At 70.7% G+C, this 15,954-nt stretch carries 17 protein-coding genes; 3 read left to right on the top strand and 14 right to left on the bottom strand.

Going from position 1 to position 15,954, the window contains the following annotated elements; all coding sequences use genetic code 11:
• The first annotated feature begins 190 nt into the window (after nt 1-190).
• Nucleotides 191-2,233 (top strand): hypothetical protein, encoded by a 2,043-nt coding sequence (locus tag AC0682_RS14435; RefSeq protein WP_478533205.1) that lies wholly within the window; start codon nt 191-193, stop codon nt 2,231-2,233.
• Nucleotides 2,234-2,291: 58 nt separating this feature from the next.
• Nucleotides 2,292-2,885, top strand: a complete 594-nt coding sequence (locus AC0682_RS14430; protein WP_478533204.1) for a hypothetical protein — start codon at nt 2,292-2,294, stop codon at nt 2,883-2,885.
• On the opposite strand, the gene AC0682_RS14425 is transcribed toward AC0682_RS14430, so the two are convergent.
• Nucleotides 2,872-3,159: a hypothetical protein gene (locus AC0682_RS14425; RefSeq protein ID WP_478533083.1), complete on the bottom strand. Its 288-nt coding sequence runs from the start codon at nt 3,157-3,159 to the stop codon at nt 2,872-2,874. The genes AC0682_RS14430 and AC0682_RS14425 overlap by 14 nt on opposite strands.
• Nucleotides 3,160-3,267: 108 nt before the next feature.
• On the opposite strand from AC0682_RS14425, the gene AC0682_RS14420 reads away from it, so the two are divergent.
• Complete coding sequence (locus AC0682_RS14420) at nt 3,268-3,996, top strand: polysaccharide deacetylase family protein (protein WP_478533081.1); 729 nt, start codon at nt 3,268-3,270, stop codon at nt 3,994-3,996.
• A 704-nt stretch (nt 3,997-4,700) separates the two neighbouring features.
• On the opposite strand, the gene AC0682_RS14415 is transcribed toward AC0682_RS14420, so the two are convergent.
• The 13 genes from AC0682_RS14415 to cpaB form a co-directional block, all read right to left on the bottom strand.
• On the bottom strand, nt 4,701-5,321 hold the full coding sequence (locus AC0682_RS14415; protein ID WP_478533203.1) for an OmpA family protein: 621 nt from the start codon (nt 5,319-5,321) through the stop codon (nt 4,701-4,703).
• Between the two features lie 29 nt (nt 5,322-5,350).
• Nucleotides 5,351-5,971 carry a hypothetical protein gene (locus AC0682_RS14410; protein ID WP_478533079.1) on the bottom strand — a complete coding sequence of 207 codons (621 nt, stop codon included), beginning with the start codon at nt 5,969-5,971 and terminating at the stop codon, nt 5,351-5,353.
• A 29-nt stretch (nt 5,972-6,000) separates the two neighbouring features.
• A complete protein-coding gene (locus tag AC0682_RS14405; protein ID WP_478533201.1) occupies nt 6,001-6,612 on the bottom strand; it encodes a pilus assembly protein TadG-related protein in 612 nt (203 codons plus the stop codon).
• Nucleotides 6,612-6,842: a hypothetical protein gene (locus AC0682_RS14400; protein WP_478533078.1), complete on the bottom strand. Its 231-nt coding sequence runs from the start codon at nt 6,840-6,842 to the stop codon at nt 6,612-6,614. The genes AC0682_RS14405 and AC0682_RS14400 overlap by 1 nt, the downstream gene beginning before the upstream one ends.
• Nucleotides 6,843-7,045: 203 nt before the next feature.
• Nucleotides 7,046-7,933 (bottom strand): response regulator, encoded by an 888-nt coding sequence (locus tag AC0682_RS14395; protein WP_478533077.1) that lies wholly within the window; start codon nt 7,931-7,933, stop codon nt 7,046-7,048.
• A gap of 80 nt (nt 7,934-8,013) precedes the next feature.
• Nucleotides 8,014-9,447, bottom strand: a complete 1,434-nt coding sequence (locus AC0682_RS14390; protein ID WP_478533075.1) for a sensor histidine kinase — start codon at nt 9,445-9,447, stop codon at nt 8,014-8,016.
• 102 nt (nt 9,448-9,549) lie between these two features.
• Nucleotides 9,550-10,437: a DUF5936 domain-containing protein gene (locus tag AC0682_RS14385; protein ID WP_478533073.1), complete on the bottom strand. Its 888-nt coding sequence runs from the start codon at nt 10,435-10,437 to the stop codon at nt 9,550-9,552.
• A 40-nt stretch (nt 10,438-10,477) separates the two neighbouring features.
• A complete protein-coding gene (locus AC0682_RS14380; protein WP_478533071.1) occupies nt 10,478-11,422 on the bottom strand; it encodes a type II secretion system F family protein in 945 nt (314 codons plus the stop codon).
• Between the two features lie 10 nt (nt 11,423-11,432).
• Nucleotides 11,433-12,770, bottom strand: coding sequence for a CpaF family protein (locus AC0682_RS14375; RefSeq protein WP_478533069.1), 1,338 nt, complete (start codon nt 12,768-12,770; stop codon nt 11,433-11,435).
• A 59-nt stretch (nt 12,771-12,829) separates the two neighbouring features.
• Nucleotides 12,830-13,156, bottom strand: coding sequence for a TadE/TadG family type IV pilus assembly protein (locus AC0682_RS14370; protein ID WP_478533067.1), 327 nt, complete (start codon nt 13,154-13,156; stop codon nt 12,830-12,832).
• A gap of 191 nt (nt 13,157-13,347) precedes the next feature.
• Nucleotides 13,348-13,851, bottom strand: coding sequence for a TadE/TadG family type IV pilus assembly protein (locus AC0682_RS14365; RefSeq protein WP_478533066.1), 504 nt, complete (start codon nt 13,849-13,851; stop codon nt 13,348-13,350).
• Between the two features lie 3 nt (nt 13,852-13,854).
• Entirely contained in the window at nt 13,855-15,156 is a 1,302-nt protein-coding gene (locus AC0682_RS14360; RefSeq protein ID WP_478533065.1) for a CpaE/TadZ family protein, read from the bottom strand.
• A 7-nt stretch (nt 15,157-15,163) separates the two neighbouring features.
• Nucleotides 15,164-15,877, bottom strand: coding sequence for a Flp pilus assembly protein CpaB (gene cpaB, locus AC0682_RS14355; RefSeq protein WP_478533063.1), 714 nt, complete (start codon nt 15,875-15,877; stop codon nt 15,164-15,166).
• Nucleotides 15,878-15,954: the final 77 nt, after the last annotated feature.

Raw genomic sequence — 15,954 nt, 5'->3', positions numbered from 1 at the left:
GACCGAAATGACACACGGCACCGGCACAACGGCCTCCTGGCTCAACGCACTTGGGCCCGACGTCGGGGCCGGGTTTGGGACCGGCTTTGGGGCCGGGGACCCGTGCCGCGGCCGCACTCCCCCCGTACGCTCACGGCCGCGGAGGGCACAGGCGCAGTCGGGGTTCGGGACGGGAGGGCGCACCGTGGGCGTGGGCGGTGGCGGTGGCGGAGGCGCGGGCGGCTGGGGGGACGGAGGGGGCGCGGGCCACATACCGTCGGGACGCCGGGGCGCGGGGGGCTCCGGCGCCTCGGCAGGCAGTCAAGCGGGCGGCCGTTTCCTCGCGCTGACCCGGAGTTGGGCCGCGGGCGCGCTGGTCTATGTCGCCGCCGGGTTCCTGATGAGTCGGGTCCTGCTCGAACCGCTGGGCTCCGGGGAGAGGTTGGAGACGTTCGGCTGGCGGCTGGCCCTGCTGCACGTCCCCGCCCTCGTCGTCACCCTGCTCACCGTCCTGGCCGCCGCCCGACTGCTCCCCGACGAGCACCGGCAATCCCGCGCCCTCTCTCTGCTCGCCGCGCTCACCGTGCCGCTGAGTGGTCTGGCGTACGGCTTCGCGGTGTCGTGGGAGGCGGTGGGGATCGAGGGCGTCCTGATGCCGGTGGTGTCGATGGCCACGGGCGCGGCTTCGGGGGTGCTCGTCGACCGGCTGCTGGAGGAACGCGCCACCCGGCCGGCGCCCCCGCCGTCGTACTCGTACGACTGGCGGGACGGCGGCGCCACCGCGACGGAGTACCTGGGCGTGGTGGTCCTCGTCGTGACGCTGATCGGCGCGATGGCGATGGCGGGGGTCGGCGGGCAGATCGGGGACCGGATCCGCTGCGCGGTCAGCTCCCTGGCCGGGGGCGGGGGCGGTGGTTCGTGTACGGCGGGCGGCGGGGACGCCGAGGCGCGACCGAGGACGGACGCGGACTACGAGCCGAAGACGTGCCAGATCTCGTCCGTCTCCGACACGGCGGGCGGGAAGGTGAAGATCGGCTGGTTCGAGTGGGGCGAGGAGTACGGGTTCCAGCAGAAGGTCTCCCAGGCCAACGCGGACGTCAACGGGGACGGGAAGGTCGACGGGAACGACCTGGTCGTCACCATGACGTTCACCGACGCGGCCTCCGCCGGGGTCACGGCGAGCACCCCGGGCGTGAAGCTCGGGAGCCTGGGCAAGGCGGATGTCGACATCGGCGGCGGCATCAAGATCACGAACGGTGACACCTGGATCTTCGCGAGCGAGGAGGAGGCCCGGAAGATGCGGGACGACATCGCGGAGATGAAGATGTGGGAGATGGCCACGAAGCACGGCGGCGGCTACGGGGGCAACTGGTACTCGGGTATGAAGTGGGCCGAGAAGAAGCAGGACATCGAGCGGAAGATCGGTGACAGGAAGATCTCGTACTCGACGGTCGGCCTCAACGCCTATGCGGACGGCGGACTTTCGGTCAAGGGCGGCGACGAGGACGAGCTCGGCGCGAAGCTGGGCGGCAAGGCCAGGTTCTCACCCGAGGTGACGGTCGCCAGGGACGACGTGAACGGCAACGAGTCGTACACCTACACCGCAAAGCTCGAACTGGAGGGCAGGCTCAGCGGAAACGCGGGCCCCCTCAAGGGCACGGTGGGCGCCGAGCAGAGCCGTACCGGTGCCATCGCCGTCACCCGCGACCAGAAGACCGGGAAGCTCGTCCGTATCGACATGACGCAGACGGTGGAGGACGTCTCGACGTCCGGAAAGGTCGAAGTCGGCGGAGACAACGGGGAGTCGGGCGCGGGCAAGCGCGGCGGCAAGGGCAGCGTGTCGGAGGGGTCGGGCAGGACCGGCGTCCAGGTGGTGACGGACTCGCTCGTCTTCGGCAAGGAGACGGACGCGACGACGGAGGCCCAACGGGCGGTGACAGAGGAGTGGTTGGGCGGCTCCGGCAACAACACGGCCCCGTTCGAGTACCTCTTCGCGAACCGGGGCATGGAGACCAGGCCGACGGGCAGCGACCCCTTCGAGCACCTGATGTTCGAGGAGGGCCGCTCCAGCACGATGCGCTACCTAGGGGAGGCGGACGCGCAGGACTTCGCCTTCGAGATCTCGCTCGGCATGAGCCTGGGCTTCTCGCTCTCCCAGGAGCAGAAGAGCCAGACGCTGACGGACGCGCGGTTCCTCGGGGCGCCACGCGGGGACGGTCGCACGTATCTTCCGTACAGCTACTGTGCGAACTGAGCCCGCTGCCCCTCGCATGACGGACCCGGCCGACCGGCACGACGGAGAGGCGATGGCAATGACGAGAACCCGGCGGATGCACAGGGCGGCCGCCGCGGCCGCCCTGGGGCTCACACTCCTCCTCCCGCTGTCCGGCTGCGGCAGCGACACCGGGGGCGAGGCCTCGGTCCCCGAGGGCTGGTCCACGCTGGACACCAGCAGTCTGAGCGTCGGCTACCCGAAGGAGGAGGGGTACGCGGAGCAGCCTGCGGGCGAGCGGAGCCCGAACAACGCGGCGGTCGCGCTGAAGGTCGAGAACGGCATCCGCACGGGCATGGTCTCCGTCCAGCTGGACTTCGCCACGGGCGTGAGCGACGCGGGCGGGGCGGCAGCCGCGGCGGGCGCCGGCATCGGCCTTGGCTCCACCCGCAAGGCGACGAAGGACGTCCGCCTGGCGGGCCCGGAGAAGGCGCGGGACGCCTGCCGCATCGACTACGGCTTCACGGCGGACGGCAAGGAGGACACCCCGAACCGGGGCACCCCGATGACGGGCGTGCTGGTCGCGGGCGTGGACTCGGGCGGTGTGCCTTTCGTGGTGCGTCTGAACGCGGTGAAGGGCGCGGTGAGCGAGAAGGAGCTGGACGCGTTCGTGGGGTCGATCACGGTGAAGTAGGGGTGATGCAAGCCCGTTCGAGCCCCCACCAGCGGCTGAGGTAGCCGTTCGTCGTCGTGGCCGTGACCTGGCGGCCGTCCGAGGTGTCGACGGTGACCTCGGCGGCCTCCGAAGAGACCCACCCGTGGGAGAAGTGAGCGGCGTTGCCGTCGCCGCTGTTGCGGGTGTGGAGCGAGCCGTCGTCCAGAGTGAGGGTGACGAGCGGGCGGTACCGACGCGGGCGTGGTCCCGTGTGCGTTGCGGTGATCGCCCACGCCGACGCGCGCACCGGCACCTGGACTGACGGTCGACCGGCGGACCGCCGAAGTCCGCTTCGAGAGCGGAAATTCCCCTCAACACACGTCATTGACACTCCACTTGGTCTGGACCAATGATTCGGCCCATGCGAAGATCCCGAGTAGCGCTCGCCGCCCTTGTGCCCCTTCTGATGCTCGTCGGCCTGGGGGGAACCGCACAGGCCGGGCCCGCCCAGGCCTGGCCGAAACCCGTCCCCGTCGTCACCAAGGTGGAGACCGAGGACCCCGTCGTCTTCATCACCATCGACGACGGCTGGTTCGAGGAGGAAGACCTCCCCGCGCTCATCGAGGCCCGGCAACTCCTCCTCGACCGTCGGGTCCCGGCATCGCTGTTCCTCCTCCCGGGCGCCTACGCGCAGCGCACCGACTACTTCCGGACGTTCCTCGACCACGGCCCCTCTCGGATCGAGAACCACACTCTCAACCACCCTGATCTGACAACCCTGGACGGGGCGTCCCAGCGTGCCGAGATCTGCGGTGCCCGGGATCGGCAGCTGGCTGCGTTCGGCGACGGGCCGCGACTGCTGCGGCCCTCGGGCGGAGCGGATTACCAGTGGCCCTACTACAGCGACGAGACCCTGACCGCTGCCCGCGCCTGCGGAGCCGAGGCCCTCGTCACCTGGACCCACGGCGACCTGACCAGCTGGGGCTCGTGGACGCCACCCATGCCTGAACTGCGGGCGGGCGACATCCTCCTGCTGCACTTCACCAAGAACCTGAAGGCTGATCTGACCCGCGTGCTCGACGCCGTCGACGAGGCGGGCCTCACCCCCGCGAACCTGCGACAGTACGTCCTCGACGGAGGCCGCGGCTGAGCATCGATCCGCCGGCCGGGGCCCGGGGATGGACGCGGGACAGCACGGGGGCGCGGCCCGCGTCTTCGCACCCCCGGTGCGGCGGAAGTGCCCAGTCGGGGTGCCAGCACGCCGGACGCGACACCCCCGGGGCACCAGGCGACTGACGCAGCGCGTCGTCCCGCTCGCGCACGGAGACACACTCCTCCCTGCCGGGCACCACTCTCGGCGCCTGGACGGAAGTCGACACAACGCGCGTTCGGCTGATCAGGCATGTCAGGGGGCTCATGAGCGCGCAGCGCCGGCGGCGAGCAGGGTACGCGCGATCGCCGCGCTGCGCGGGTCCCGCCCAGCAGGATCCCGCTCAACGCAAGACCGCACCCGTTCGTGTCTGGTCGCACGCACAGGCCAGGAACCCTGGGGCTCTTCACTGCCGCACGGCCGCGGTGACATCCCGGAACGGCAGGCCCACGCCGTACGGATAGCAGCCGCGTAGACCCTCCGCGCCACCGGCCTGCCGCACCACCTGATGAGGCCGTCGGAAGAACAGTTGCACCGTCCGGCAGGGCGAAGAACAGTCATGCCTCACGGATACCGGGAGGCATTCCAACAGACGATCCGCGATATCAAGGCCGGCCAGGCGGCTCACCTGCTGTGACGGTGAGGGGCCCGCACCGTGAACACGTCAAGGTGCGGACCCCCGGCCGTCCACGGAGCGGAACAGGTCAGGAGCCCTCGCCTCGCGGGAAGGACACCTCCACGCGGCGGTTCTTCTTCCGGCCCTCCTCGTCGGCGTTGCTGGCGATCGGGTACTGCTCGCCGTAGCCCCGGATCTCGTACGTGATCGTGGGGCCGAGCTGCTTCGACAGGACGCCGTGCACGGCGTCGGCGCGCTGCTTGGAGAGAACGTCGCCGTGGGCGGAGGAACCGAGGTTGTCGGTGAAGCCGAAGATGCGGACCTTGGTCGTGTTCTGCTTCTTGATCTCTTCGGCGATGGCCGCGATACGGGCGTGGGCCGCCGAACTCAGCTTCGCGCTGTCCTTGCCGAAGAGGACCTCCGCCTGGAGCGCGAACTTGATGTCGGCGTTGCTGTCCTCGCGCCGCTCCTCGCCGCCGAGGTCTTCTACGACCTGGACGATGTCGAGGACCTTGGCGGGTCCCAGCGTGCCGCCGTCGGGCATCCTCAGGTCCGGGTCGTTTGCGTCGACCTCCACAGGGGGGACCGAATGCGCTTCGGTGCCCGGTGGAACGCTGGGGCCGTCATCAGCCAGGGCGGGCATGGTTCCGAGCAGCGTGACGCTGGCGACGACCGCACACGAAACGACGGAGAGAGCCACCGGCTTCATCCGGGTACGCAGGGGAATCATGTCGGCCGTCACCCGGAGATCTTGAGGGAAGTCGTCGCGAAGGTCGGGAGCGTGAAATCGACCTCGGTCGTCGTGGCGGGCGGGGCCGGGAATTGCATGAAGACCGATGTGCTCTTTCCGGCCATGAGGGGCGGGATACCTGTCGTGCACAGGCAGCGGTTCTCGGTGTCCCGCAGAATGTAGTAGCGCTTCTTCCCCACCTTGTCGACCAGCGTGGCTCCGGCGACAGAGTTGGGGTTCGCCGCAAGTAGCGCCGTCTCGGATCCGGCCCAGGCTGTCGTATTCGCCGACTGGGTTCCCTCGTTCTTGATCACGCCGTGCACGGTCACGAAGCCGCCGGAGTCACGCTTGACCTGATTGACCACCAGCGTGAGCCCGTCCAGACCTCGCGCCTCGGCCAGTCTGGTGTTCGGGTCCACGTTCTCCGCCGCAGCGGTGTCCATCGGCGGTTCGCCCTTGCCCTCGGACGGCGGCGAACTGGCCGATGCGGACGGCTCGGCCGAGCTCTCGCTCCGGGGCGCCGCCCCGCCGCCGTCGTCACCGCATCCGGTCAGGGCGAGAGCGAAGGCGACTACGGCGGCGAAGGCCAGCGCGAACCTTCTCTTTCCTGTGGCACGCCGAAAACTCATGGTCCGATTCCCCTACTCGTCGTTCGATGTCACTGGTCGACCAACCGCACATCGAAGAGATCCTTACTCACACGAGGCCAGTCAGGGCGGCTACTCGTGGAGATCTCGAGCACCGCGCCGTTTCGGCACGTGAAGATGTACAGGTCCTTGATGCCGTCCTGGGTGAGGTCCTCGGCTTTCCATGTGCACCGGAACTCGATAAGCGCAGTCGCCGTGGCCTTCGCGACCGTGCGCTCGGAGCCGGGAAGGACCGGCGAGTCGACAGACTGGCGTCCCTCGACGTTCACGGTGATCTTGTAGCGGGGGTATCCGTACTCCGCCACGCAGGAACGCCCGTCATTCCCGTTGGCGTCTGCCAGCCGCTTCGCCTCGGCACAGGGCCGGTAGTTCTCGAAGGGCCTCTGCAGGAACAGGTCCAGCGTCTCCAGCGGGAGGGCCCGGAGGAACCTGGTCTCGATGTCGTCGCGAGCGGTTTGCGCGGCGGCCAGGGCGGCAGCGTCCGCGGCTCCCTGGGACCCGTTGCGCAGAGCGGACGCCTTGCCGACGGCAAAGAAGGCGAACGCAAGGAAGAGCAGGCCCGCCACCATCACCACGTAGATGGGGAAGGCCTGCCCTGAATCCTTGCGCGGGCGAGCGAAGATCACTGGGCCGTGATGGCGTTCACCAGGCCCTGGATGCGTGTGGAGATCGCCCCGCCGATCCCCGTAGCCACGATCGCCCCGATGATCGCCACGACCACCAGAATGATGCCCAGGTACTCGAACGCCGTCTGCCCCCGGTCCTTCGCCGCGTAGCGTTTCTGGATGGCGCTGACGGCCGTGCTGGTCCAGCCGTTGACGCGGACGGCGGCCTTCAGGGTGAAGTTCGACATGGGGTTCCCCTCCTGGTTCGGCCGACCGGTTGCCGGCCGACTCGGGCGCTTCTGCGGTGTCGGCCTCGGGTCCGGCTTCCTCCTGGCCGGGGCCGGGGGCGACGGGAGAAACATAGGGGGGGGTGGCGTGCGGTCAGAGGGCCCGTGGGCCCATTCCCGGGCCCAAAGGGGTTTCCGGGGGCGCTCGTTCGGCGTACCGGCGGTCATGGGTGCCGTCCGGGGTCGCGGGGGGCCGTGCCCAGCCAGCGGGCTATCGCCTCGCTGCGGGTGGTGCTGTGGAGCTTGGTGAAGATGCGGTTGATGTGGTTCTTGACGGTCTTCTCGCTGATGAAGCAGGTGGCGGCGATCTGCTGATTACTCATTCCGGACGCAATCAGGTCCATGACCTCCACCTCCCTCGAACTGAGCCCGTACTGCTGCCTGTTGGGGGGAGAGACCGACCCCCCGGCCTCAGAAGACTGTCCCACAGGAGGTTGCAGTCGCGAAAGGCTTTCCGAAGGTTCGCCCGGTCGGGGGGCGTGGTGAACGGGCACCGGTGCGGTGGCGAGGGCAGCGCCCAGGCCGTCGGGCAGGGGGACGCGGTCCGGGGCCGTGCCGTGGCGCATGTGGGCCAGCAGGGCGTCGGCGGCCGTGGCGGTGAAGTTGGCGCGGCCGTTCCTCGTGTCCCGTACCGCCTGGACGAGCTGGTCCGCCGTGAACTCGCCGTGCACCAGGTAGCCCCCCGCGCCCAGCCGCAGGGCCTCGTGCACGATCTCGCTCTCCCTGCTGTACGTCAGCATCAGTACGGGGGCGATGCCCACCAGGTGCGGCAGCGCCGAGATGCCGTCCACCCCGGGCATCCGGACGTCCAACAGGACCACGTCCGGGCGGTGGTGCAGCGTCTTCTCGTACGCCTCGCGGCCGTCCGCCGCCTCCGCGACGACCTGGATGTCCGCCCGGCCCGAGAGCAGCACGCCCAGGCCCGCTCGCACCACGGGGTTGTCGTCGGCCACCACCACCCTGAGCGTGGCCACGGGGGGTGCGGAGGGCAGGGCGGGGGGTCCGGCCGCGGGGCGCGGGCGGCGGGGTGAATCGAAGGGGTCGTCCGGCATGTTGCGACCTCCTCTCTCCGGGCGGGGGTGGGATGTAGGGGTGCGGGGCAGGTGGGGGACGCGGGCAGGGGTGTGCGGGTTCAGTCGGGGAGGGGCCGGGCGGGCGCCCTGGCCGGTGGAGGTACGCCCGTCAGGGCCGCCAGCGGAAGTTCCACCCGTACCTCCGTCCCCCGCTCCGCCCTCCCCCGGCCGATCCTGATCCGGGCCCCGATCGACGCCGCCCGCTCCACCATGCCGACCAGGCCGAAGTGGCCCGCCCTGCGCAGGCTCTCCAGCGTGGTTCCGGCGGGGAGGCCGCGGCCGTCGTCGTACACGCTCACCTGGAGGACATCGCCCTTCACCCCGGCGAGGACGACCAGGTAGGTGGGGGACGCGTGGCGGTGCGCGTTCTCCAGCGCCTCCGAGGCGACCGTCAGGAGCTGGCGCGCCACCGCCTGCGGGACCGGGGGGACGGGGGTGTCCGCCGAGAGACGGCGGAACCTCGCCCCGACGGGGTGGCCAGCGGTGAAGTGCGCTGCCTGCGCCTCCAGTTCGGCGATCAGGTCCACCCCGCCCTCCAGGCCCTGCTCCCGTCGCAGGTCCGTGAGCAGTTCCCTCGACTCCGCCGCCGCCCGGCGCGCGGCCCTCGCCACCAGCTCCGCGTGGCGCCGGACCGTCGGCGGGTCCATCCGGTCGGCCGAGCACGCCAGGCCGTCGGCGGCCAGGGCCAGGCCGTGCAGGGTCTTCGCCACCGAGTCGTGCATCTCCCGTGCCAGACGCGTACGTTCGCCCTCCACCGCCTCGTTCACCGCCAGCCGCGCCCGGGTCTCGGTGAGCGCCTGCGTGGCCGTCCCGAACCGCAGGAGCAGGTTGCGCAGAGTGACCCCTACCGCCCCGGCGATCACGCAGAAGCCGGGCAGGAGCAACGCTGTCGCGCCGCCCGCCTCCAGCTTCGGCACACTCGCGTACACCCCGAAGACGATCACGACCTGGAGCGCCGCGAAGACCGCCGCACCGCGCCAGCCCTGGACCAGGCCCGCCAGCAGGGGGGTGCAGACGGTGACGTACGCGAGGGTGGACTCGGGCGTCGCCGTGATCAGCAGCAGCGAGCCGAAGGCCGCGTCGACGGCCAGCAGCCAGGGGTGGCGCAGCAGGACGGGGCCGAACCGTTCCCAGTCGCGGAACAGAACGTACGAGCCCATGAACGTGACCAGGATCGCCGCGCCGATGAACCAGGTGGGCAGGCCGGGGGCGGTGCGGGCGATGGCGTACGGGGTCGCTATCGCGATCATCGCCAGTCGGAAGCCGAATACCTGGCGGCACATGGCCTGCAACGCGTTGACCTGGATGGCGAAGGCCGGGGCCTCAGGGGTGTCCGTGTGCGCCCGCGCCAGATCCGTGGCCAGGTCGGTGGGCGCGAGGGTCGTCCCCGCGTCGGAGATCGTCACGTCAGCGGCCCTGGGGCCGGCGGCTGCGAAGCCCGCGCCGAGGTTCGCCTTCAGGCCGGGGCGCCCGCCGCTCAGTTGGTATGCCATGCGCCTGTCACCTCCGGTGCGCTGCCCGTACGGCCCCGTAAGGACCCGGCGGCCCCGCGGGCCCCGTCGTACTCGTCGTCCCCACCCCTCATGCCGTTCATGTCAGCCGCCCGTGAGGAACGAGAAGTCGACATCCGCTCCGTACACGAAACCCACCGTGAGGAGGACGAGCGTGCCCGGCAGCAGGAACGACGTCACCGCGAAGGTCGCCTTCGGGACCGCCTTGGCCGCCTTGCGGCGGGCGTTCTGGGCGTCGGTGCGGCGCATGTCGTTGGCGATCTGGATGAGCGTCTCGACGATCGGGGCGCCCAGCTCCTCGCCCTGCTGGAGCGTGGTGACGAACATGGCGACCTGCTCCGAGTCGTTGCGCCTGCGCAGCTCCTCGAAGGCCTGGCGGCGGCTGACGCCCATGTCCATCTGGCGCAGGGTGATGCGCAGTTCGTCGGACCACGGGCCCTCGTACTTCTCCGCCACCCGGTCCAGCGCCTGCCGGAAGCCGAGGCCGGCGGAGACGACGACGGCGAGGACGTCGAGGAAGTCCGGCAGGGTGCGTTCGATGTGCTCGCGGCGGACCCGGACCGCCGACCAGATGCCCGCCTCCACCCAGAACAGGCCGAAGGCGATCATGAGGAGGGCGAGGAAGACCTGGCCCTGGAGGAGCATGGAGAAGGCGCCCAGGAGGCCGAGCGCGCCGTAGACGGCGCGGCGGGCCGCGTAGCGGTCGATGGTGAGGCCGCCCGGGTTTCCGGCCAGGTCGATCTGGCGGCGCTTCTTGTTGACCGCCTTCGGGCCCATCATCCGCAGCACCAGCGGGGCCCAGCGGATGCCGAGCCGGTCGATGCCGGAGCCCACCGCGCTCGTGCGGGTGGCGCCGGACTCCAGGGCGACGGCGAGGTCGCCGGGGAGCTTGGCGTCGGCGCGGTACATCCGGATGCCGTGGATGGCCCCGTAGACGGCGATGCCGGCCACCAGGGCGAGCAGCAGGTCCATGGTCCGTACGTCCCCTCTCTCTTCCCGGCTCTTCCCGGTCTCAGACGTCGATACGGGACAGGCGGCGGATGACCACGAACCCGATGGCGTACAGGGCGATGGCCACGACCACCGCCGCCTGGCCGATGAACGCACCCGTCATCCGGTCCAGCGCGCCCGGCATGACCGCGTTCATCAGGAGCATCGCGCCGATGCCGAACGCCGGTACGGCATAGGCGGTGACGGTGACCTGGGAGAGCTGGGTCTTGACCTCGCGGCGGGTCTCCTTGCGCTCCTCCAGCGTCTCGGTGAGGTTGCGCAGGGAGCTGACGACCGTACCGCCGGCCCGGTTGGAGAGCACCAAGGTCGTGACCAGGACGACCAGTTCGCGGGAGGGGAGGCGGTCGGTCAGCTCGCTCAGGGCCTCTTCCAGGGTCTCGCCTACCGTCAGCCTCCTTGCGACCCGCGCCAGTTCCTCGCCCGCCGGGTTCTCCATCTCCTCCGCCGCCATGGAGAGCGCGGTGCGCAGGGCCAGCCCGGCCTGGGTGGCGTTGGCCAGGATGCGGGAGAGTTCGGGGAGTTGGTTGATGAACCGCTCGGTGCGCTTCGTACGCTGCCAGTTGAGGAACGCGTTGGCGCCCCAGAGGCCGATCAGGGCGGCGACCGGGCCGAAGAACGCCGCGAGCATGGAGGAGGCGATCATCCACAGTCCGGCCATCGCGACCAGGGCGTAGACGAAGAACTCGCCGGGGGTCGACTCCATGCCGGTCGCGGCGAGTTTCAGTTCCAGCTTCCGGCCGAGCGCGGTGGCCCGCAGCCTGCGGTCCAGGCCCTTGAAGCGGCGGTGGCGGCCGGTCTCGGGGAGCTGGCCGACGTGGGAGAGCCGCTCCACGAGCGCGTCGCGGTCGGCCTTGCCGCCGGAGTAGGCGTACAGGCCCATCACGCCGAGCACACAGGCGAGCAGCGTGACGCCGACGGTGACGAGGGCGAGGTTGACGTTGTCCATGGCGCGGTACCTAGTTGGCCTCTCGGGTGGCGAGTTGGGCGGCGTGCTCCGCGACGCCGAACGCCTGCGGGACGGGCTGGCTCGCCAGATAGAGCCGGTCGGCGACCCTGCGGGGCAGCGGCAGGTACTGGAAGCGGCCGTAAATGCGGCCGTCGGCGGCCATCGGCTGTGCCTCGAACCGGGCGACGGTCACGATGCGGTACGGGTCGCGGCCGTGCGAGTCCAGCACCGCGATCTCGGTGACCTTCCTGGTGCCGTCGGCGTGCCGGGTGAGCTGCACGATCACGTCCACCGCGCTGTTGATCTGGTCGTGCAGCGCCTCGAAGGGGATCTCCACCTCGGACATCGAGGCGAGGGTCTGAAGCCGCATCAGCGCGTCCTCGGCGCTGTTGGCGTGGACCGTGGCGAGCGAGCCGTCGTGGCCGGTGGACATCGCCTGGAGCATGTCGAGCGACTCGCCGCCGCGGACCTCACCGACGACGATGCGATCGGGGCGCATGCGCAGGGAGTTGCGGACCAGGTCGCGGATGGTGATCTGGCCCTTGCCCTCCACGTTGGCCGGGCGGGACTCCAACCGGATGACATGGCTCTGCTGGAGCTGGAGTTCGGCGGAGTCCTCGATGGTGACGATGCGCTCGGCGTCCGGGATCAGTCCGGAGAGCGCGTTGAGGAGCGTGGTCTTCCCGGTGCCGGTGGCGCCCGAGACGATGATGTTGAACTTGGCCTGGACGAGACCGGCGAGCAGGATCAGCATCTGCTCGTCCAGTGAGCCGAACCCGATCATCTCCTGAAGGGTGAAGGAGCGCGGGAAGCGGCGGATGGTGAGCGTGGCGCCGGTCAGGGAGAGCGGCGGGATGATGACGTTGACGCGCTCGCCGCTGGGAAGGCGGGCGTCGACCATCGGATTCGACTCGTCCACCCGGCGGTTGACGGTCGACACGATGCGCTCGATGGTCTGCATCAGCTGCTCGTGCGAGCCGAAGCGCAGGGGCAGCCGTTCGACCTTGCCGCTGCGCTCGACGTAGATCTGGTCGGGTCCGTTCACCATGATCTCGGTGATCGAGGCGTCCTCCAGGAGCGGTTCCAGGATGCCGAGGCCGAGCGCCTCGTCCACCACCCGTCGGATCAGCTGCGAGCGCTCGACGGTGGAGAGGACCGGGCCCTCGCGGCTGATGATGTGGCCGAGGACGCGCTCCAGCCGGGCCCGGCGGTCGGCGGCGGCCAGCGAGGACATCTCCGCGAGGTCGATCTCCTCCAGCAGCTTGGCCCGGTAGGTGGTCACCAGGTGGCCGTCCTCCCGTGCACCGCCCTGCTCGTCGGGGGCGGTCATGCGTGCCCGCAGGCTCATCTGCCCAACTCTCCTCGGTGTAGCGGGTGTAGCGCGTCAAGCGGGTGTCCCGTGCGGGGTCACTCGCGCGGCATCGTGGCGCTCCGGGTCGCCGTCCAGGGGCCGATGCCGGGGACGAGCGAGGGGACCTTGACCGCGACAGTGGCGGTGATGTCCTCGAAGCCGCTCTGGCTGTAGGAGAACCCGTTGCCCTCCACCCAGCCGCTCACCGCCCCCCGGGCCGCCGCCTCCGGGTCCCCGGGGGCGTCGTAGCTGGCTGCGGTACGGGCTCCGGCGCGGGCGGCCGTGCCCGCCTGGTTGGCGGCGTACGCGGCGATGCCGAGCTGGATGGCCAGCAGGGCGACCAGGAGCAGGAGGGGGAGGAAGCCGAGGTACTCCAGGGCCACCTGGCCGCGGTCCCGACGCCCCTTCCGGGCCGGTGCCGGTACGTTCGACCGGCCCCGGCGCGCCGTCCCGGCCGGTGTCGACCCGCTCGCGCGGTCCCGACGCGCCATCGCGGACGGTGCCGGTACGTTCGAGCGTCCCGGGCGCCTCCCTCTGCCGAGGGCCCCGAGGCCTTCTCCGTACGCAGCGGTCGTCATCGCCAGTCCTCCAGCGCCGATCCGGCTTCCCCGTCGATGTCGATGTCCAGGTCGAACAGGCCCGGCACCAGCACCGGCACCTTGAGCGTCACCTTCGCCTCGTACAGGTCCGCGCCCCGGCCGCAGCTCACCCGGGCCCCGCTCGCCCAGGCGGCGGGCAGATCCTCCAGGGCCCCGGCCCGGCAGGCGGCCCCCGGCGCGTACTCCGCCCCGCTCCCCTTGCGTGCGCCCACGTCCGCCGCGTTGCCCGCGAGACTGAAGGTGTAGCCGATCAGGGCGCACTCCCAGAGCACGAGCATGATCAGGATGATGAAGGGGGTCATCCCCAGGAACTCGACGGCGGTCTGCCCCCGGTCATCCCCCCGGAGTCGCCGGAGTCCTCGGGGCCCTCCGAGCGCCCCCGGCCCCCGTGCCTCCCCGGCGCTTCGCGCTCGTCCGGCGCATCCGGCTCCCCCGGGCCCCCGTATGGAGCCGCGCGCCGTCCTCGTGGTCGTCGTCATCGCTCAACGTGTCCCCTCGGCGTCTGCGGGCCCGCCGCGCCGTCGGCGCGGGCGTCCGATCGAGCCCCGGTCGTTCGTGAAGGTGCCGCTGTTCCTCTTGGCGAGCACGCCGCCGCCCTTCTTGGCGGTCGCGCTCGGCCTGACGATGCCCAGCTCTCCGGCCAGGCCCCACAGGGCCTGCTTGACCGTGCTCCTGGCGTCCAGTTCGTGCAGCCGACCGGAGTCGACCGACGCCTGGAGCTCCTTGAAATTGGCCGGGACCGCCGCACTCGCGACCCGGGTGCCGGTGATCTTCTGGATCAGCGGCGGCTGGATCTCGGTGTTGCGGGTGAAGCGGTTGACCAGGGTGACGGTCTCCTCGGCCTTGCGGATCTGGAGCCGTTCCCACATCCGTACGATCCGCTTCGCACCGCGCACCGCGACCACGTCCGGGGTCGTCACCAGCAGGGCGGTGTCCGCCATCTCGATGGCCGCCGCGTTGGCCCCGTTCATCTGGCCGCCGCAGTCGATGACGACGATCTCGTACCGGGAGCGCAGGGCGCTGACGATCTGGCGGGACGAGCGGTCGCTGACCTCCTCGCCGCGTTCGCCCTCGCCGGGAGCGAGCAGCAGGGCGAGGCCCGTGGAGTGGGAGAAGACCGCGTCGGCCAGCACCCGGGGCGAGATGTCGGTGATCAGGGCGAGGTCGGCGAGGGAGCGCCGGAACTGTACGTCGAGGTACGAGGCGATGTCGCCGGTCTGGAGGTCCATGTCGACCAGGGCGACCGTGTGACCCGACGCCTGTGCGGCCAGCGCGAGTTGGATGGCCGCGACGGTGGCCCCGACGCCGCCCTTGGCGCCGGTGACGGTGACGACCGTGCCGCCGGGGCCGGTGAGGACGTCGCCCGCGGAGGAGAGGTGGCGGCGGACGCCGGTGGACCACTGGGCCGCGGCCTGGACCCGGTTGGCCAGCTCCTCGTAGCCCACGGGCAGCGTGACCAGGCCCCGCGCGCCGGAGTCCATGGCGGCGGCGAAGAGGCTGGGGCTCGCGTCGGTGGTGATCATGACGACCCCGACGGAGGGGAACCGCAGGGAGACCTCCCGGATCAGCTCCAGGGCCGGGACCGGGCCGATCCGCTCGTGCACCAGCACCACTTCGGGCAGCTCGTCGAGGGCCTCGCCGGCGAGCCGCGCCAGGGTGTCGATCAGCTGGGTCGAGTCGATCACCGGGCCGGCCGGTTCGGCGTCGGGCAGCTGGCTGAGCAGGGTGGTGAGCGAGCGGGCCGCGTCGGGGTCACCGACGGCCGGGAGGATTCTGGTGGTCATCCGATCCTCACTTGTCCTTGTCGAGCGTGTAGGTGCGGTCGCCCGGACGGATGGTGCCGTCGCTGCCGGGGGCGACGAGGGCGAGACGTACGTGCTCCGCGAAGGACTCGGCGTAGGCGATGCGCTGGGCGTCCAGGGTGTTCAGGGCGAAGGTGATCGGCACGGCCTCGGTCGCCTGGTTGCGCCGGCTGTCGCTGCTCGGGTCCAGGGGGGTGAGCTGGCCGACCTCCAGCACCTTGGCGTTGGAGACAATCACCTTGGACTGGGCGGGGTCGCCCTTCTCCCTCTGCTCACCGGCGAACGTGGCGTAGATGTTGACCGTGGCCCCGGGGGTGATCTTGCCCGCGACGCCGGTGGCGGCGTCGATCATGATGGCGATCTCCTGCTCACCGGCCCGGAGTTCGGGCTTGCGGACCATCATGTCCGACTGGAGGAGCGAGCCTTCGCGGAGCCGGGTGACGGCGATCTTCGACTCGACCTCCCGGAGGTCGGTCACCGCGTTCTCCGAGAGCCAGCGCTTCGGCATCGTGATCTTCTCGAACTGCCTGCCGTTCAGGGCCGTGTAGGGAGCCACGTCGCTCTTCACCCGGTAGGCGGTCACCTCGGGGCCGACCTTGGAGTTCACATCGCTGATCACCGAGAGCACCCCGGCGAAGGCACCGAAGGCACACAGGACCGACAGGAGCAGGAGTATCACGCCGCGGCGCTGGCGGGAGTTCATGACCGGTCAACCTCGTTCGGATCGGGATGCGTGCGGTTCGGTGTGCGCGAGTTCGAGGAGTGCGGAGGTACGGGGCC

The organism is Streptomyces sp. NPDC043746 (genome assembly GCF_056436485.1).
This window is presented reverse-complemented; position numbering and strand designations above follow the sequence as displayed.

Bases quoted from the DNA above. Each gene is read 5' to 3' on its own strand.
- AC0682_RS14430 (WP_478533204.1), top strand. From the start codon at position 2,292: ATGACGAGAACCCGGCGGATGCACAGGGCGGCCGCCGCGGCCGCCCTG.
- AC0682_RS14420 (WP_478533081.1), top strand. From the start codon at position 3,268: ATGCGAAGATCCCGAGTAGCGCTCGCCGCCCTTGTGCCCCTTCTGATG.
- AC0682_RS14415 (WP_478533203.1), bottom strand. From the start codon at position 5,321: ATGAAGCCGGTGGCTCTCTCCGTCGTTTCGTGTGCGGTCGTCGCCAGC.
- AC0682_RS14410 (WP_478533079.1), bottom strand. From the start codon at position 5,971: ATGAGTTTTCGGCGTGCCACAGGAAAGAGAAGGTTCGCGCTGGCCTTC.
- AC0682_RS14400 (WP_478533078.1), bottom strand. From the start codon at position 6,842: ATGTCGAACTTCACCCTGAAGGCCGCCGTCCGCGTCAACGGCTGGACC.
- AC0682_RS14395 (WP_478533077.1), bottom strand. From the start codon at position 7,933: ATGCCGGACGACCCCTTCGATTCACCCCGCCGCCCGCGCCCCGCGGCC.
- AC0682_RS14390 (WP_478533075.1), bottom strand. From the start codon at position 9,447: ATGGCATACCAACTGAGCGGCGGGCGCCCCGGCCTGAAGGCGAACCTC.
- AC0682_RS14385 (WP_478533073.1), bottom strand. From the start codon at position 10,437: ATGGACCTGCTGCTCGCCCTGGTGGCCGGCATCGCCGTCTACGGGGCC.
- AC0682_RS14380 (WP_478533071.1), bottom strand. From the start codon at position 11,422: ATGGACAACGTCAACCTCGCCCTCGTCACCGTCGGCGTCACGCTGCTC.
- AC0682_RS14375 (WP_478533069.1), bottom strand. From the start codon at position 12,770: ATGAGCCTGCGGGCACGCATGACCGCCCCCGACGAGCAGGGCGGTGCA.
- AC0682_RS14365 (WP_478533066.1), bottom strand. From the start codon at position 13,851: ATGACGACGACCACGAGGACGGCGCGCGGCTCCATACGGGGGCCCGGG.
- AC0682_RS14360 (WP_478533065.1), bottom strand. From the start codon at position 15,156: ATGACCACCAGAATCCTCCCGGCCGTCGGTGACCCCGACGCGGCCCGC.
- cpaB (WP_478533063.1), bottom strand. From the start codon at position 15,877: ATGAACTCCCGCCAGCGCCGCGGCGTGATACTCCTGCTCCTGTCGGTC.